This window comes from Streptomyces sp. NPDC006655 (genome assembly GCF_040703965.1).
GTDB lineage: Bacteria > Actinomycetota > Actinomycetes > Streptomycetales > Streptomycetaceae > Streptomyces.
The window spans coordinates 25,691-42,794 of record NZ_JBEYJU010000045.1 but is presented as its reverse complement, the minus strand read 5'-3'; the positions used below and the strand labels follow the sequence as shown (position 1 = coordinate 42,794).

General features: G+C 75.9%; 13 protein-coding genes. 3 read left to right on the top strand and 10 right to left on the bottom strand.

Going from position 1 to position 17,104, the window contains the following annotated elements; all coding sequences use genetic code 11:
• Nucleotides 1–69: 69 nt before the first annotated feature.
• The 4 genes from AB0958_RS25130 to AB0958_RS25115 form a co-directional block, all read right to left on the bottom strand.
• Entirely contained in the window at nucleotides 70–741 is a 672-nt protein-coding gene (locus tag AB0958_RS25130; RefSeq protein ID WP_366892725.1) for a hypothetical protein, read from the bottom strand.
• 113 nt (nucleotides 742–854) lie between these two features.
• Nucleotides 855–1,574, bottom strand: coding sequence for a hypothetical protein (locus AB0958_RS25125; protein ID WP_366892724.1), 720 nt, complete (start codon nucleotides 1,572–1,574; stop codon nucleotides 855–857).
• Between the two features lie 140 nt (nucleotides 1,575–1,714).
• Entirely contained in the window at nucleotides 1,715–2,440 is a 726-nt protein-coding gene (locus AB0958_RS25120; RefSeq protein WP_366892722.1) for an alpha/beta hydrolase, read from the bottom strand.
• Between the two features lies 1 nt (nucleotide 2,441).
• Nucleotides 2,442–3,413 (bottom strand): alpha/beta hydrolase, encoded by a 972-nt coding sequence (locus tag AB0958_RS25115; protein ID WP_366892720.1) that lies wholly within the window; start codon nucleotides 3,411–3,413, stop codon nucleotides 2,442–2,444.
• A 250-nt stretch (nucleotides 3,414–3,663) separates the two neighbouring features.
• Here AB0958_RS25115 and AB0958_RS25110 point away from each other — a divergent pair, with 250 nt between their 5' ends.
• Nucleotides 3,664–4,896, top strand: a complete 1,233-nt coding sequence (locus AB0958_RS25110; protein WP_366892719.1) for an MFS transporter — start codon at nucleotides 3,664–3,666, stop codon at nucleotides 4,894–4,896.
• Between the two features lie 120 nt (nucleotides 4,897–5,016).
• Nucleotides 5,017–5,952, top strand: a complete 936-nt coding sequence (locus AB0958_RS25105) for a LysR family transcriptional regulator (protein ID WP_366892718.1) — start codon at nucleotides 5,017–5,019, stop codon at nucleotides 5,950–5,952.
• A gap of 337 nt (nucleotides 5,953–6,289) precedes the next feature.
• Here the strand turns inward: AB0958_RS25105 and AB0958_RS25100 are convergent, their stop codons facing one another.
• The 5 genes from AB0958_RS25100 to AB0958_RS25080 all read right to left on the bottom strand — a co-directional run bounded on the left by AB0958_RS25100 (nucleotide 6,290) and on the right by AB0958_RS25080 (nucleotide 12,835).
• Entirely contained in the window at nucleotides 6,290–6,754 is a 465-nt protein-coding gene (locus AB0958_RS25100; protein WP_366892717.1) for a DUF5709 domain-containing protein, read from the bottom strand.
• 151 nt (nucleotides 6,755–6,905) lie between these two features.
• Complete coding sequence (locus AB0958_RS25095) at nucleotides 6,906–7,856, bottom strand: helix-turn-helix domain-containing protein (RefSeq protein WP_366892716.1); 951 nt, start codon at nucleotides 7,854–7,856, stop codon at nucleotides 6,906–6,908.
• Nucleotides 7,850–8,851 (bottom strand): helix-turn-helix domain-containing protein, encoded by a 1,002-nt coding sequence (locus AB0958_RS25090; RefSeq protein ID WP_366892715.1) that lies wholly within the window; start codon nucleotides 8,849–8,851, stop codon nucleotides 7,850–7,852. The genes AB0958_RS25095 and AB0958_RS25090 overlap by 7 nt, the downstream gene beginning before the upstream one ends.
• Nucleotides 8,852–8,886: 35 nt before the next feature.
• Nucleotides 8,887–9,921, bottom strand: a complete 1,035-nt coding sequence (locus AB0958_RS25085; protein ID WP_366892714.1) for an alpha/beta hydrolase — start codon at nucleotides 9,919–9,921, stop codon at nucleotides 8,887–8,889.
• Nucleotides 9,922–10,018: 97 nt separating this feature from the next.
• Nucleotides 10,019–12,835 carry an AAA family ATPase gene (locus tag AB0958_RS25080; protein ID WP_366892713.1) on the bottom strand — a complete coding sequence of 939 codons (2,817 nt, stop codon included), beginning with the start codon at nucleotides 12,833–12,835 and terminating at the stop codon, nucleotides 10,019–10,021.
• 182 nt (nucleotides 12,836–13,017) lie between these two features.
• On the opposite strand from AB0958_RS25080, the gene AB0958_RS25075 reads away from it, so the two are divergent.
• The gene (locus tag AB0958_RS25075) at nucleotides 13,018–15,783 is read left to right on the top strand and encodes an AAA family ATPase (protein WP_366892712.1); all 2,766 of its coding nucleotides are present in this window, start codon (nucleotides 13,018–13,020) and stop codon (nucleotides 15,781–15,783) included.
• A 45-nt stretch (nucleotides 15,784–15,828) separates the two neighbouring features.
• On the opposite strand, the gene AB0958_RS25070 is transcribed toward AB0958_RS25075, so the two are convergent.
• Nucleotides 15,829–17,058 carry a serine hydrolase domain-containing protein gene (locus tag AB0958_RS25070; RefSeq protein WP_366892711.1) on the bottom strand — a complete coding sequence of 410 codons (1,230 nt, stop codon included), beginning with the start codon at nucleotides 17,056–17,058 and terminating at the stop codon, nucleotides 15,829–15,831.
• Nucleotides 17,059–17,104 lie beyond the last annotated feature (46 nt).

Sequence of the window (17,104 nt, the reverse complement as noted above, 5' to 3'; positions counted from 1 at the left end):
TGACGCGGGCTCACGGGGCCGCCGTGTTCGTCCGGGGCGCGCAGGGGCGCGCCGGACCACCGGCTGTCGTCAGGCGACAGCGGTCCCCGCGGGCGGACCCCGGGTGGTGATCGCGTGGCCGAGGAGCAGCAGCCGCGGCGCCCGGTCCGAGCGACGGCGGTACGGCCGGGGGCGCGGCGGCCCGGCCGGGGCGGGCAGGGCGAGCAGCAGCCGCAGCGGGGCGGTGAGCCGGCCGGCCACGGCCCGCAGGACACGGAACACGGCGCGCTCGCCGTGGCCGAGCCACAGTCCGCACAGCAGCGCGGCGAGGAGGTGGGCGGCGAGCATGCCGGTCGCGGCGGGTCCCGTGCTGCCGAAGCCCAGGTACGCGACGGGACCCACGGGTGCCGAGGCCATGTGCATGTCGGCCATGCCGCCGGTCATGGCGCCGGCGGGGTCACCGGTCATGTCCATGTGCATCGCGGTCATGGGGGCCGTCGGGGCCGTCCACGCCTGGGCCGCGGAGAACCCGGAGTGCAGCGCCGTCTGGGCGCCCACCGCGGCGCAGACCACCAGCGGCAGCCCGCGTTCGCGTCCGGCCAGGGACCAGCCGGCGGCCGTGGTGGCCAGGAGGCCGGTGGCGAACGCCCAGGCCGGCACCGCACTGCCGGACATCAGCACGTGCCCGACGGCGGCGAGCAGCACGCAGACGGCCGCGAACACCGCGGACCGTACCGTGCGCGCACACCGACCTGCCGTCATGGCGCCTCATCCTTGCATCCGGCGCGGGATTGTCAGGGGATGGTACGGAGATGCACAGGCGGCGTGCTCAACGCACAGGCCGGGCGAGCTGGTTCACAGCGGACCTCGGGGCGTCAGCCCTTGGCCCACGGGCCGTCCGGCACCCCCGGACGTACCCGTGTGGCCGTCAGGTCCACCATGATCGTGCGGTCGTCGTCCAGGTCCTCCCTGACGCGCCGCAGCCGGCCCGCCCCGTCGACCCAGAACCGCAGCGACGGGGGCGCGGAGAAGATGTCGTAGCGGCGGCCGCCGATGCGGTCCTGGCCCACGTGGCGCCGGGCCGAGCGGGCGAACAGGCGGGCGCTGTCCGGGCGGTCGGCGGCCAGGGACAGGGCCAGCCGCAAGGCCGTGTCCAGGGACGCGGGCCCGTAGCTCCGGCGGATCCACACCCCGCGCCGCAGCCGCCCGGCCTCCGCCACCGCCTGGGCCAGGGACGCCGGCCGGGTCAGCGGCGCCGCGCTGCCGTCGGTCCTCGGCCGGGCCACCGCCAGGCCCCGGGTGTCCCACGCCAGCAGCCCGCGCTCCGCCGCGTCGCCCGTGTCGAACCAGCCCACCGCCCGGTGCCGGTGCTCGTCGACGACCGCGCGGACCACGGCCGTACCGCCGGGCAGCGGCGCCCGCACCGTCACCGCGGCCGGACTGTCCCGGTAGGTGCGGAACCGGGTGAGGGCCAGCCGCCGGGCCTCGCCCGCCGTGAGCGGCCGGGGGGCGTCGCCGCCTGCCATGACGTACGGGAGCGCCCCGCACACCGCCGTCACGACGGCGAGGGCGGCCCAGGTCCAGGGGGATCGCATCGGTGTCCGCATGGTCACGTACCTACACGTGCGCGGGCCGCGCCCGGTCGACACCGGTACGCGGCCCGCGCTGCGTCACCCTTGCGGGGTGCGTGGTGTACTCCGTGCCTACTCCGTGCCTCCTCCGGGCTCCTCCGCGCCTACTTCGGGCCGAGGGACAGCACGGCCGCCCGGATCACGTCGGCGACCTCCTGCGGGTGGGCGAGCATGACCAGGTGCGACGAGTCGACCTCGACGGTCGTCATGCCGGCGCGCTCGTAGCCGTAGCGCTCGACGTCCGGGTTGATGGTGCGGTCCGCGGACGACACCAGGCCCCAGGACGGTTTGGTCCTCCAGGCCGCGACCGGGGCCGGCTCGGCGAAGGCGGCACCCGCCAGCGGCCGCTGGGAGACGGCCAGCACCCTGGCCAGGTCCGGCTCCACGTCGGCGGCGAAGATCTCGGGGAACCGCTCGGGGTCCACCGTCACGTCGGTGCCGGGCTCGTCGGAGCCCTCGACCGGGAACGGCGTGTACACGAGGGCCGAGGCGAGCTCCGAGTCCGGGAAGCGGCCCTGCAGCTCGCCGAGGCTCTCGCCCTCCTCCAGGGCGTACCCGGCCAGGTAGACCAGGGCCCGCACGTTGGGCTCGGCGCCCGCCACGGTGATGACGGCGCCGCCGTAGGAGTGGCCGACCAGGACGACCGGGCCGGGGACGGCCCGGACCACCGAGGCGATGTAGGCGGCGTCACCGGTGAGGCTGCGGTTGGGCACGGCGGGCGCGAGCACCCTCAGGCCGTCGGCCTGCAGTTCCGGGACGACCCGGGCGAAGCTGGAGGCGTCGGCGAAGGCGCCGTGGACCAGGACGATCGTGGGCGTCGGGTCAGTCATGTCAGGCGGTGTGCAGGGCCGTGTGCAGGGTGCGTGCGGCCAGCGAGATGGCGGCCTCGGCGGCCTGCGTCCCGCGCAGCGCGTTGAGCATCACGAAGTCGTGGATGATGCCCTGGAAGCGGACCGCGGTGACCGGGACGCCGGCCTCGCGCAGCTTGTTGGCGTAGGCCTCGCCCTCGTCGCGCAGCACGTCCGCCTCGGCGACGATGACCAGCGCCGGGGGCAGGTCCTTGAGCTGCTCGGTGCTGGCGCGCAGCGGACTGGCGGTGATCTGGGCGCGCTCGGCCTCGTCGGTCGTGTACTGGTCCCAGAACCAGAACATGCCGTCGCGGCGCAGGAAGTAGCCCTCGGCGAACTGGTGGTAGGAGGCGGTGTCGAAGCTCGCGTCCGTGACCGGGTAGAACAGCACCTGCTGCACCAGCGGCACCCCGCCGCGCTCCTTGGCCATCAGGGTGAGGGCGGCGGTCATGTTGCCGCCGACCGAGTCACCGGCGACCGCGATCCGGGTGGCGTCCAGGTCCTTGGTCGCGCCCTGCTCCACGACCCACTTCGCGACCGTCCAGTTCTGCTCGATGGCCACCGGGTAGCGGGCCTCGGGCGAGCGGTCGTACTCGGGGAAGACGACGGCGGCGTTCGCGCCGACGGCGAGTTCGCGGACCAGGCGGTCGTGGGTGTGGGCGTTGCCGAAGACCCAGCCGGCGCCGTGGATGTAGATGATGACCGGCAGGGTGCCGGTGGCGCCGGCCGGCTTCACGATGCGGGCCCGGACGGTGCCGGTGGGCCCACCGGAGACCGTGATCCACTCCTCGTCCACGGCCGGCTTGGCGATCTCACCGGACTGCACCTCGTCGACGGCCTTGCGGCCCTCCTCCGGGGCCAGGTCGAAGAGGTACGGCGGGTTGGCGGTGGCCTCGACGAAGGCCTGCGCGGCGGGTTCCAGCACCGGCTTGACGGGCGAGAGGGCTTCGGACATGCGAGTCTCCTGGGATTGCGTGCGGCGCACCGGTCGGTTCCGGTACCGCCGAGCCCCACGGTAGGGGCGTCCCGGACACGGCAGTTGACCGCGAGCGCACACCCGGCGGCCCCGCAGCGCACGCCGGCGCCGCTCATCTCCGTCCGAGATGACTGCCATCCCGGATGATCGCCGCGAGCTGGGAAGTACGGCGGGCGGCGCGGCGCTGTGGGGGTACGTGAGTACACAGCCTCCTGTGAGGAACATCCCCGTGTCCCAGTCGTCGTCCGATCTCAGCTCCCCGCGCCGGGAGGCGCCCGCCGGGTCCGCCCACGGGGTGCCCGGCTGGCTGATCGCGCTGTTCGCCGTCGCCTGCGGGATGACGGTCGCCAACCTGTACTACGCCCAGCCGCTGCTGTCCGAGCTGCGCGGGGTCTTCCACATCGGCGAGTCCGCCGCGGGCGCGCTGATCACGCTCACCCAGGTCGGTTATGTGATCGGCATGGTCTTCCTGGTCCCGCTCGGTGACCGGCTGGAGAAGCGCGGCCTGGTCACCGCCCTGCTGGCGGTGACCACGCTCGCCCTGGTGGCGGCCGGGCTGTCGACCGGGTTCCCCATGCTGCTGGCCGCCTCGCTGGTCAGCGGTGCCACGTCCGTGGTGGCGCAGATCCTCGTGCCGTTCGCCGCGAGCCTGGCGCCCGACCACGCGCGGGGCCGGGTCGTGGGGCGGGTGATGAGCGGCCTGCTGACCGGCATACTCCTGTCCCGCACGCTCAGCAGCCTGGTCTCCGGGGTGGCCGGCTGGCGGGTCGTCTACCTCGGCTCGGCCGTGCTGATGGCTCTGCTGGCGGTGGCCCTGCGCGCCGCCCTGCCGCGGCACGCGCCCACCACGTCCGTGCCGTACCACCACGTGCTGCGCTCCACCGCCGCACTGGTGCGCACGCATCCGGTACTGCTGCGCCGCGGCCTCTACCAGGCGGCCATGTTCGGTGCCTTCAGCGCCTTCTGGACCACCGTCTCGTACGTCCTGACCGGGCCGCGTTTCCACTACTCCGCCGTCGGTGTCGGAGTGTTCGCGCTGGTCGGAGCGGCCGGTGCGGCCGTGGCCCCGTTGGCCGGGCACTGGGCCGACCGGGGACTGACCCGGCCGATGACCGGGGCCGCGTTCGGCGTCGCCGCGCTGGCCTTCGCCGTGGCCGGTCTCGGTCAGCACAGCGTCGTCCTGATCGGCCTGGCGGCCGTCGCCCTCGACATGGCGGTGCAGACCAGCCTGATCCTCGGACAGCACACGGTCTACCAGTTGGACCCCCTGGCCCGGGCCCGCCTGAACAGCGCCTTCATCGCGATCTTCTTCATCGGCGGCGCAATCGGCTCCCAGGCGGCCTCCCTCGCCTTCCGAGCGGACGGCTGGACCGCGGTGACCCTGTTCGGCGCCGCCCTGCCGATCCTGGCCTTCCTGTACTGGCTGACGGAACTGCGACGGGGGGCGGTGCGGTCGGCGTAGGGCTGGGGGCGACGGGCGTGTGGGTGCTGGGTGTGGCCGCTCCTTCGTGGTGGGGGGCGTGTCTAGGATGCGGCGGAGGTCGTCGCCCGGCTCGGGCGGGCGCTGGGTCGGTGGGAGCGGATGATGGACCTGCGGCAGATGGAAGTCGTGGTCGCGGTGGCCGACGCGGGTGGGTTCACGGCGGCGGCGCGCCGGCTGCACGTGGTCCAGTCCGCCGTCTCCGGTACGGTCCGCGCCCTCGAACGCGAGCTGGGCACCGCGCTGTTCACCCGGACCACGCACCGGGTCGGCCTCACCCCGGCCGGCGAGGCGTTCGTCCCGGCGGCCCGGCAGGCGCTGCGCGCCGCCGAGGCGGCCAGGGAGGCGGTCGACGCGGCGAGGGGCGAGCTGCGCGGCCGGGTGACGGTCGGCACGATGCAGGGCGTCTGGGCGGACCTGCACCTCGCGCTGGCCGCGCTGCGGGCGGAACATCCACGGGTGGGCGTCCGGTTGCGGCAGGCCGCGGTCACCGACATCCGGCAGGCGCTGCGCGAGGGCACGGTGGACCTGGCGGTGGTGGCACTGGACCGGCAGCAGCAACGCGGGCTGGTGACCCGGCTGCTGTCCCGGGAGGAGATGGTCCTGGTGGCCTCGCCCCGCCGGAGTCTCACCGTGAGCGGCCCGGAGGACACCGTCGACCTGGCCGACATCGCCGAGCTGCCCCAGGTGGAGTTCACCCCCGGGTGGGCCATCAGGGACGCGGCGGACCGCTCGTTCCGGGCGGCGGGCGTCGAACGCGCCACGACGTTCGAGGTCAACGACATCGTGGCCGCGTCCGAACTGGTCCGTGCCGACCTCGGCGTCTGCATCATGCCGCCGACCATCGCCCACCGCTTCCCGGACCTGACGGCCTACCGGTTCACCCGGCACGCGCCGAGCTGGAAGGTGATGGTGGTACGACCGCCCGGCGAGCCCCCGGCAGCGGTCGCGGCCCTGCTGCGCCACCTGCACCGGCCACCGGCCCCGAACCGGAACCCGACCACCGGACCGGAACCGGAACCCGACCACCGGACCTGAACCGGTCACGGGGGTCGAACCGCCCACGGGCCCTGCACCCGACCACCGGACCCGAACCGGCCACCGGACCCGAACCCGCGACCGCCGGACCGCGACCCGCGACCGCCGGACCCGAAGGCGGCCACCGGACCCGGATCGGAACCCGGCCATCGGACCCGAACCGACCACGGTCCCTGAACTGACCGTCGGCCGTGGCACCCGGCCACCGGCCCTCCCCACCGGCCAGGACCCGAACCGACCGCGGCTTCTGCACGGGCCGTCGGCCGTGCGTCGGCTGTCGGGCCGGACTCGGATCCGGGGTCCCGGCCACGGGGGCCGCTCGGGGCCGGCGTCCGAGTCAGTAGGCGTCGGCCTCCGGGATCACGTGCATCGCCGTCTCCTCCGCCGACGCGCCCGCGCCGTCCAGGCCCCGGTCGGAGGCGAACAGGTCGGACTCGGTGACCTCGTGCGTTCCCTCGTCCGGTGCGAGGAGCCGTCCGGCACGGTAGTCGCCGACCTCGTCGTCGACGAGTTCGCCGTCCGTGTCCCAGGCGTCGCCGATGCCGTCGCCCTCCGGGACGCCGAGGTCCGGCACCTCCTCGGCGAGACGCTCGTCCAGGGTCTCGCCCCGCCGCCCCTCCGCCGCCGTCACACCGGTGTGCTCCACGGCCCAGGGCCGCTCCGGCGGCGAGTAGCCCTCGTCCAGGGCCTCCTCGCCGGCCCGGTAGTCCAGGGTGTCCGCGGCGTCCAGCAGCCCCGCGTCGTCCTGCACCTCCGAACCGTCCGGCTGGTAGACCTCGTCACCCATCGCCTCGTCGGTCATGTCCGCTCCATCGCTCCCAAGGGGCAGTTCCCGAAGGACGGACCCCAAGCGGCAGCCCCACCCCATCGACCCCAAGTATCGGGGCGCCGCCCCCCGTCCCGCCCGCCGATCGCCGATCTGTGCGCTCCCGGAGCACGACAGGGCACTGTCGTCACTCCCCCTCGGCCGCCGCCCGCCGCCACTGCGCCGGTGACATCCCGTACGTCTCACGGAAGGCCCGGCTGAAGTGGGAGGCGCTGGCGAAGCCCCAACGGGCGGCCACCGCGGCGATCGGCCGCCGGGCGGCGCCGGGCCCGGCGAGTTCCGCACGGGCCGCGGCCAGCCGGCGGGTCCGCACCCAGGCACCCATGGTGGTGCCGTGCCGCTGGAAGAGCCGGTGCAGGTAGCGCAGCGAGATGGCGTGCTGGTCGGCGATGTCCCGCGGGGCGAGGCCGGGTTCGCCGAGCCGGGCCTGGACCGACGCCGTGATCCGCTCCCACAGGGCCGACTCGGGCGGCTCGCCGATCCGCTCGACGGCGAGGGCGGCCAGGATCTCCGGTACGGCACGGGCGAGTTGCTCGCGCCGGGACGCGCCGGACCGGGCGACCTCGTCGACGAGCCCGTCGAGCAACGGCAGCAGCAGCGCCGCCGCTCCCCCGGCGGCACCGTCCACGACGGTGGCCGTGAGGGCGTGCAGCTGCCGTTCCTCCAGGCGCAGCAGGGCGCGGGGCAGCATCAGGATCCGCGCCCGCTGCCGTTCGGGGAGCACGACGCGGAACGGGCGGCGGGCGTCGTGGAACGCCAGCCGGCCGGGCGTGAGTTCGGCGGTGCGGCCGTCCTGGAGCAGCAGGGCGGTGCCCTCCAGCTGCCGTCGGACCAGGATGTGGGTGCGCGGGTCGGCGGCGACGGTGCGCGCGTCGCGCAGGATCGCGCCGGGGCCGAACTCCTCGGTGGCGATCTGGAGGACGCCCAGCCGTTCGGCGGTCAGGGTGCCGGTCCACGGGCGGTCCCGCTCCACGCCGACCTCGACGTCCACGAAGGTCCGGGAGAGGGCGCGCTGCCAGGCGGCGAGGCGCTCGTCGGGTGCCGGTTCCCGGGCGGCACAGGTGACCGCGGTCAGCATGGCGCCCCGCCCGCCCGTACCCGGTCCAGCCAGTCGGTCGGGGACAGTCCGTAGGCGGTGCGGAAGGCCTTGCCGAGGCCGGCGGGGCCGCTGAAGCCCCAGCGCCGGGCGACCCGGCCCAGGTCGACCGAGCCGGGCGGCTGCGCGACGAGTTCCCTGCGGCACTCCCGCAGCCGCAGTTCGCGGATGAACCGGCACACGGTGGTGTCCTCGTCCTGGAACAGCCGGTGCAGGTAGCGGACCGAGATGCCGTGCGCCCGGGCGATGCCGGCCGGGGTCAGCCCGGGGTCGGACAGCTGCCAGCGGATGTACGTCCTGACGCGCAGCAGCAGGACGCCGTCGGCGCCGGGCAGTTCGGCGGGGTCCTGAGCGAGCTGGTCCGCCGCGGTGGCCGCCACCAGGTCGACGACGCTCCCGGCCAGCCGCTGAGCCGTCGGGGTCGCGTACGCCTCCGAGGTGTCCGCCAGCCGTTCCAGGAACGGCGCGAGCAGGGCGGGGAACCCTCCGCCGGGGCTGATCGCGCGGCCGGTGAGCCGCCGCAGGTCGGCCTCCGGGAGGTCCAGCAGACGCCGTGGCACCGCGAAGATCCTCATCCGGAAGCGTTCCGGGAAGGCGGTGCGGAAGGGTCGTACGGTCTCGAAGAACCCGATGTCCCCGGCCCGCAGCTCGGTGCTGCGACCGTCCTGTTCGACCAGGGCGCGGCCGGTGCTCTGGACGGCCACGAAGACCTGGCGCCCGTCGCCGCGGGCGATGAAGCGCGGTGCGCGGTGGACCGTGCCGGGGTCGGCCTCCACCGTGGTGATCTGCAACTCGCCGAGGCGGTCGGTGCGCAGGGTGGCGTCGTAGGTGCGGCCCTCGGCGGCGATGTCCATCCCCACCAGGGTGTCGAGCACGGCGTCGTGCCAGTAGTCCAGGCTCTCGCCCGGCGGCACCGAGCGCGTGGTCAGCACCCTGGCGCGGGGGCTCTCCTCGGGGGAGTCGATGACGGTCGGCATGGTGTCAGCCTCACCCGGCGGTGCGGGCCGGCGCATCAGTCGCCCGACTGGTCCTCGACGGCCGCGGTGGTGGCGGTGCCGGTCGCCGTCCCGGGGGGCCGCGCGGCGTCGAGGCGGGTGCGCAGGAAGGAGCCGCCCGTGCGGATCGCGGCCCTGGTGGTCTCGCTGTGGGCCAGGGCGTGCAGCGCCACGAAGTCGTGGACGGTGCCGAGGAACCGGACGGACAGCGTCTCGACGCCCGCCTCGGTGAGCAGCCGCGCGTACTGCTCGCCCTCGTCCCTGGCCACGTCGGCCTCGGCGGTGACGACCAGGGCGGGCGGAAGTCCCGCGAGCTCCTGCGGGCGGGCGCGCAGCGGCACGGCGGTGGGTTCGGCGCGCCCGGCCGGGTCGGTGACGTACCTCGCCCAGTAGGCGCGCAGGGCCCGGCGGGTGAGCAGGTGGCCGGTGCCGAACCGGCGTTGCGAGGCGCTGTCGCAACGGGCGTCGGTGAGCGGGTAGTAGAGGAGCTGCGCGGCGATCTTGGGACCGCCCCGGAGCTTGGCCAGCATGGTCACGGCGGCGGCGAGGGTGGCGCCGGCGCAGTCCCCGGCCACCGCCAGCCGGCCGGGGTCCAGGGCGAGTTCGCGAGCCTGGGAGACAGCCCGGGTCAGCAGGGCGTAGCACTCTTCGAGGGCCACCGGGTAACGGGCCTCCGGGGTGCGGCTGTACTCGGGGACGACGGCGCACACGCCGGCGTCGGTGACGAGTTCGCTGATGAGCCGGGCGTGGGTCTGGGCGTCGCCCAGGGTCCAGCGGCCGCCGTGCAGGTACAGCAGGACCGGGAGCGGTCCCGGCACCCCCGCCGGGCGGACCGTCCAGAAGCCGAGCAGCCCGGAGGGACCGACCGGTGCGGTGCGGAAGACGGCGTCCACGGCGAAGTCCTCGAACCGGTCGGCCTGGGTCTCCCGCAGTGCCTGCCGTGCGGTGTCCGGGCCGAGGTCGTCGAGGGCGGGCGGTGCGGCGGTGGCGCCGATCAGGCGCCGCACGGCCTGGTCGAGGACGACGGCCGTGGCCGGCCTGCCGGGTGTCATGGGCACCCCCGCGACCGGTGTCCCGACGTCATGGGCGTCCGTCCGGCCGGGCTCCCGGTGTCACGGGCTGTCCCGCGGCCGCCGTCCGTCGGCCCGCTCACCGGCCCTGCACCAGGTCACGGAGCTGGTGGCGGCTGCTGATGCCGAGTATGGGATACACCTTGTACAGGTGCGAGCCCACGGTCCGCGGCGAGAGGAAGAGCCGCTCGCCGATCTCCCGGTTCGACAGGCCGCCCGCGACGAGCTGGACGATCTGCCGCTGCTGAGCGGTCAGTCGCTCCAGCGGACCGGCGCCCTCGGGGGCCGGTGCGGCGCCGCTGGCGCGCAGTTCGCGGTGGGCGGCGTCCGCGAGGGTGCCCGCGCCGAGGTGTTCGGCGGTCTCCAGGACGGTGGTCAGCTGTGCGCGCGCCTCCCGGGTGCGGCGGGCACGGCGCAGCCAGATCGCGTAGCTGAGGCGGAGGTGCGCGCACTCCCACGGCCAGCGGTTCGCGGAGTGGTTGACGAGGGCGAGCTGGTAGTGCTGCTCGGCCTCGCGCTCCGGGCCGACCAGGGCGGCGGCGTGGTGCAGCAGCAGGGTCATCCTGGTGCTGGGGCGGTCGCCCTGGGCCGCCCGGACCCGCTCCAGGACCGGCAGGGCCTCGGCCGTGCGGCCGGTGCGCTGGGCGGTGACGGCGAGTGCGGCGATGCCGCGGGGCGACAGGTGGGGGTGCAGGGGTGATCCGTCGGCGGTGAACAGGCCGCGCAGGTGCCGCCAGCCGTCCTCCATGTCCCCGCGCAGCACGGCGACGAGACCGCGGGCGCGCAGCAGCCGGGCGTGGGTGGCCCGGTTCTCCTGAAGGCAGACGGCACGCCAGACGGACGGGGTGAGCCGGGGTTCCGGGGCCGGGGCGCCGCGCAGCGCCCACAGGGTCAGGGCCTGGGCCTCCAGGTCGGCCGTCAGGCCCGGCAGCCGCAGTACGGCGGCCTCGGTGCGGGCGTCCTCGATGACGGAACCGGCCTCGGTGAACCGCCCGCCGGCCAGCAGGGTGTCCACGTGCGGGACGACCGACCAGCCGCGCAGCCCGAAGGCGCGGGCGGCCCTCAGCCGGTCGTCGGCCGTGCGGGACCGGCCCAGGTCCGCGTCCGCCTCGTCGGCGTGGTGCGCCACCGCGGCGAGTACGGTCCGGACGACCGGCGCGTCCGGACCGCCGAGCGGGGCCCGCCCCGGCCGCCCTGGCCCGGCCGGCGCCCCAGGGGCGGTCTCGGGCCGCCCCACCACACCGACCAGCGCCTCCATGGCCCGCCGGGCCCCCGAAGAGTCCAGCCCGGCCAACGGTCCCTCCCCCTGGACCAGCCAAGCCCCGGCAGCCGCACCGGCCCCGCCGACCCGCTCGGCCCTCTCGGTCCGCTCGATCCCCCCGGTCCCCCCGGCTCCGGGCGTCCGGCGTACCCGGGCGAGCAGGGTCGGCAGGGTCGCCCGGTGTTCCGGCAGGCCCGAGCGGGCGGTGATGCCGGCGGCCAGGGTCGTGAGGGTGAGGGCGAGGGTCGGGTCGAGGGCGGGGAAGTGCTCCGAGGCGGCGGTCAGCAGCTCGAACGCCTCGCGCTGGGCGGACTCGTGGGACAGGGCGGAGGCCAGGGCCCCGGCCGCCACGCACAGGAGTTCCGGGTCGGCGTCCTCCTGGACGAGCCGTCCGTACAGCTCCCGGGTCCAGCCGGGGTCCCCCACCGTGCACGCCGCCGTCAGTGCCGCGGCGAGCAGGCGGGCGCGTTCCGGGCGTCCCGGACTGAGCCGGGCCGCCTGCTCCAGGTCGCGCGCGGCCCGCACCGCGTCCCCGCGCCGCCAGGCGGACCCCTCCAGCGCCGCGGCGACGGACGCGTCCGTGCCCACGGTGGCCGCGGCCAGGTGGCGTGCCCTGGCCTCGGGCCGCGCGGCGACCTCCGCGAGGTCGCGGTGCGCGCGCTGGCGCTCGGCCGCGGGACGTCGCAGACAGGCGGCCGACCGCGCCAGCGGATGCCGGAAGTCCAACCGGTCCTCGGCGAGCACGACCAGCCCGGCCGCCTCCGCCGGCGCCCACACCGCCAGGTCGCCGATGCCCAGGGCGGCCATGACGGCGGCGACGCTCTCGTCCGGTTCCGCGGCGGCCGCGTACAGCAGGGCCCGGCTCGTCGCGGCGGGCAGCGCGGCGAGTCGTACCCCGAAGACGTGTTCCGCGGGGGCGTGCCGCACCGCCTGCGCGGGGCCCGGCGCGGCGCGGCCGAGTTCCACGAGGGCCAGCGGGTTGCCCGCGGCCTCGGCGAGGATCTCCAGCCGGTGTCTGCCGGTGGGCGGGAGCGGCTGGCGGTCGAGGAGGGCGGCTGCCGCGGCGGCGTCCAGCGGGCCCAGCCGCAGGGACTCGGTACCGGGTGGCGGCACGGGCAGGGCCGCCTCGTGGCGGGCGCCGAGCAGTAACGTCAGGGCGCGGCCGGCCAGCAGCCGGGCCGCGGTGAACAGCGTCTCCAGGAAGGCGCGGTCGCACAGGTCGGCGTCGTCCACGCACACCAGCACCGGCCGGTCGGCACAGAGCCTCTCGAGCAGCGCCGTCACCGCCGCCGGCAGGTCGGCCTCGTCCGGTCGCCCGTCCCCCGGTGGTACGGCCCCCGGCGGGCGCTCGTCGGCCGCCCGCGACGACGCGAGGAGCTGCCGCAGGCAGGCGGGTACGGGCCGCGGGTCCCCGGCCCAGCCCTGTGCGGCCAGCACCAGGACGCCCTCGGTTCCGGCCCGCTCCCGGACGTGCCGGAGCAGCGTCGTACGCCCGATCCCCTCGTCGCCGAGGAGCAGCAGGGTCCCCGGGGTGCCGGGTTCGCGCCGCACGCACCGCAGGATTCGCTCGATCTCGCCGTCCCGGCCCAGCAGGGCGGTCCCCGGCGTGGCCCCCTCGGGTGGGTGGACCGTCATTCACGTACTCCCATGGCGGTGCGTTCTCCCTGGCCAGGGCCATCCTCGCGGAGTCCGGGCCGGCCCGCTTCCGTCATCTGACCAGTCACCGCGGTACCGGTCGCCCCGGTCGTCACTGGCAGGATGGACGTACCAGCGCGCTCACCTCGACCCGTGGCGGCGCACAGACGAGAAGGACGGTCATGCACGGCGGCACCGACCACCCCCGCGAACCGCGCATCCTGGGCCGGACCGCCGAACTGGGCCACGTCGACCGGCTGCTCGCGGCGGTGGACGGCAGCGGTCCGCAGGTGCTGGTGCTGACCGGGGAGCCGGGGGCGGGCAAGAGCACCCTCGTCGACCGGGCGGCCGAGCGGGGGCGGGAGCTGGGCCTGGGGATCCTGCGGGTGCGCGGCAGTGAGGGGGAGGCGGGCCTCGGTCTGTCGGGGGTGCACCAGCTGCTGCATCCCCTGCTGCCGGGCGACGGGCTGCCCGCGGCCCAACGGGAGGCCCTGGACCGTGCCTTCGGTCCGGACGGGGCCCGGTACGAGCTGAAGCTCGACCAGTTGTCCCTGTGCGCCGGTGTGCTCGGCCTGGTCACCGAGGCCGCCGCCCGCCGGCCGCTGCTCCTGCTGGTGGACGACGCCCAGTGGCTGGACCTCGGTTCGGTGGACGTGCTGGGCTTTCTCGCCCGGCGGCTGGAGGGCAGGCCGGTGGTGCTGCTGCTGGCCGCCCGCGAGGACGGCGTACCGGCCCGCTTCGACCGGGACTTTCCCCAGGTGACCGTGGGCCCGCTGAGCCGCACCGCGGCCGGGCTGCTGCTGGACGCGCAGCCGGATCCGCCCCGGGGCAAGGCACGGGCCGAGATCCTGAGGCAGGCGGCCGGCAATCCGCTGGCCCTGATCGAGCTGCCCCGCGCGCTGGCCCGCGGCCGGAGCGCGGACGGCGGCCAGGGCGCCGCGGGTACCACGCTGCCCCTCACGGCGCGGCTGGAGAACCTGTTCGCCGCCGACCTGCCCGGTCTGCCCGCGCCCACCCGCCAAGCCCTGCTGCTGATGGCCGCGGCCGGCGCGGCCCCGCTGGCCGACCTGATACGGGCCGCGCCGGATCTGGACGTCGTACGGGCGCTGGACCCCGCCGAGCGGGCGGGGCTGGTGCGGGTGGCGGACGGCAGGGTGCTGCCGCGGCATCCGCTGGTGCGTTCGGCCGTCTACCACGCGGCGTCCTTCCACGAGCGCCGGCAGGCGCATCTCGCGCTGGCCGCCGCGCTGACCGAGGAGCCCGACCGCCGGGCCTGGCAGCTGGCCGCGGCGGCCACCGGCCAGGACGCGGAGGTCGCCGACGCCCTGGCCGAGAGCGCCGAACGGGCCCGGGACCGGGGCGGCTACGCGGCGGCCGCGACCGCGCTGGAACGCGCCGCCGAGCTGACCCCGGCCCCGGACCTGCGCGCCCGGCGGCTGCTGACGGCCGCCCAGGCGGCGATGTTCGCCGGCCATCCGCAGTGGGTGGGCGAGATGAGCGGCCGGGTCGGCGGGATCACCGAGGATCCCCGGCTGCGTGCCGAGGCCTCGCTGCTGGGCGGCTGGGCCCTCGGGGTGACGCTGCGTCACGAGGACGCGCTGGCGCTGCTGCTCGGCGTCGCCGAGGCCTGCGCGGCGCCCGCTCCGGGTCTGGCCCTGGACGCCCTGAGCACCGCCGCGACGTCCGTCTACAACTCCGGTGCGCCCTACTACCGTGAGGAGCTCCGCCGGATCGGCGGCCTGATCGACGAGGACGGTGACCCGGCGGGCCGTGCCTGGGTCCGGGCGGTCGTCGATCCGCACCACGAACGGCCGCTGCTGGCACGGCACCTGGAGGACGGACTCGCCGCCCTGGCGCGGGCGGAGACCCTCGGGAACCTCACCGCGCTGGGCGGCACGACCTGGATCCTGGACGAGACCGGGCAGGCGGTGCGCATCCTCGGGCGCACCATGGACGTGCTGCGGCGGGCCGGCAGCGCGGGCACCAACGCGACCGTCACCCAGGCGCTCGCCCTCGCGCTGTTCGAGAACGGCTCCTGGGCGGCGGCGAAGGACGCGGCGGACGAGGCGTTCTGGATGGCGACGGAGGCGGGTGCCGACAACGTGACGGCGGGCGCCCGGGTGCTGCGGGCCACCCTGAGCGCGCTGCGCGGTGACCACGCGGCGGCCCGGACGCAGGCGGCGGAGGCCGTCCACGGCGTGGACCTGCGCCGCTCGCTGAGCCTCCAGGTCCGGCACCGGTACGCCCTGGGCATGGCCGCGTTCGTCGCGGGCGAGCACGAGGACGCCTACGAGCAGCTGCGGGCGATCTTCACCCGGGACTTCCGCCCCGTGCCCGTCCACTACCACGCCTCGCTCTACCACCTCGGCGACCTGGCGGCCGCGGCGGTCCGCGCCGGACGGGCGGACGACGCCCGCACGGTGGCCGACGCCGTGGCCCACGCCCTGAAGCCCGACCCCTCACCCCGGCTGGCAGCCGTCCTGAGCCGGGCCGCCGCGCTGCTGACCGACACCGACGAGGCGGAACGGCACTTCCGTGCCGCGCTCGACGACCCGGCCACCGACGCCTGGCCGTTCGAGAAGGCGCTCGCGCGGCTCGACTTCGGCGAGTGGCTGCGCCGGCGCCGGCGCAGCGTCGAGGCCCGTGCGCACCTCGGCGCCGCCCTGGAGTGCTTCCAGCGCCTGGACGCCCGCCCGTGGACCGAGCGGGCGGCCGCGGAACTGCGGGCGGCGGGGGCCTCGGGGCCCTCGGTCGGCGGTGAACTCACCCCGCAGGAGCGGCAGATAGCCGAACTCGCGGCGCAGGGCCTGACCAACCGCGACATCGCGGCCCGCCTGTACCTCTCCCCCCGTACGGTCGGCTACCACCTGCACAAGGTCTTCCCCAAGCTGGGCATCACCGCCAGGGCCCAGCTCCGGGACGCGCTCTCGGCCGACGGTCCGCGGTGACGGTCCGTGGTGACGGTCCGCCGGCCGGCGCAGGACCGGCACCCGTCACTCGGTACCGGTGGGCCTCCCGGCGCACAGCGCGTGGTCGACGAGGGCGCCGGTGGCGCGGTTGAGGGTGGGCAGGTCCGGTGGCGCGGTGGTCGTGGTGATCGAGACGGTCACCGCGCGCCTGCCGTCCGCGCTCACCGCGGGACGGGTGTTGACGCCCGCCCCGTCGCCCTCGTGGGTGTAGTAGTAGCCGCCGCAGGAGAGCGGGATCCTGCGCAGCCCGAGGCCGTAGGTGCCCTCGGGCATCTCCGCGACGTCCTCCGGGTCGTCGGTGCGCTCCACCGTCCGCCGCATCTCGCGCCACTGCGCGGCGGGGAGCAACCGGCCGCCCGCCAGGGCGCGGAAGAAGGTGTCGAGGTCGGCGGTGGTGCTCACCACCCCGGAGTCCGCGGTGTGCTGGAGGCTGTGCTCGGTGACGTCGAGGCGCCTGCCGTCGGGGTTGGTCAGGTACGCGTTCACGTGCGGGTCGGGCAGGCGCGGGTCGAGTCCGGGCACGGAGGTGTCGCGCAGCCCCAGCCGGTCGATCACCCGGCGCTCGACGAGCTCCCGCCAGCTCGCGCCGCCGGCCTTCTCGGCGATCATCCCGGCCACCAGGTAGTTGGTGTTGGAGTACGCCCAGCGGGTGGCCCCGCCCCGCTCGGGCACGAACAGCGGGCGGTGTCTCATGGCCACCGCGACCAGGTCGGCCGCGGGTGTGGTGTCGTACCGGTTCTCGTCGAAGTGGTGGAGCAGCCGGTCCTGGATCTCCGGGTCGTCGACGTAGTCGTACAGACCGCTGGTCTGGCGGAGCAGGTCGCGGACGGTGATGCGGCTGCCGTCGTTGCCGTGGCCCGCGACGACTCCGGGGAGCCAGTGCGCGACGGTGTCGTCCAGGGACAGCCGTTTCTCCGCCGCGAGTTGGAGGACCACGGTCGCCGTGAACGTCTTCGTCGTGCTCGCCACCCGGAAGTGGGCGTTCCACGGGACCGGTTCCGCGGAGCCGGCCGTCCGGGTGCCGATCCGTGCCATGAGCGGCCCGCCGGCCGTCCCGTCGACCCTGGCCAGCACGTTCACGTCGCCTCCCCCGGCCCGTCGTACGGCCGCCAGGTCCCGCCGGAGCACGTCCTCGCCGTAGTGCCGCCCCGGTCCCGGCGGCCCGCCGGTGCCGGCCGTGGCGGTCACGGGCGGCACCAGCGTGAGCAGGGCGGCGGTGAGTACGACGGCTCCGGCCCTCTTCGGTGTCGGCATCCGCATGGTCGGTCCCCCCCGGTGGTGAGTTCTGTCGGTGACGTGC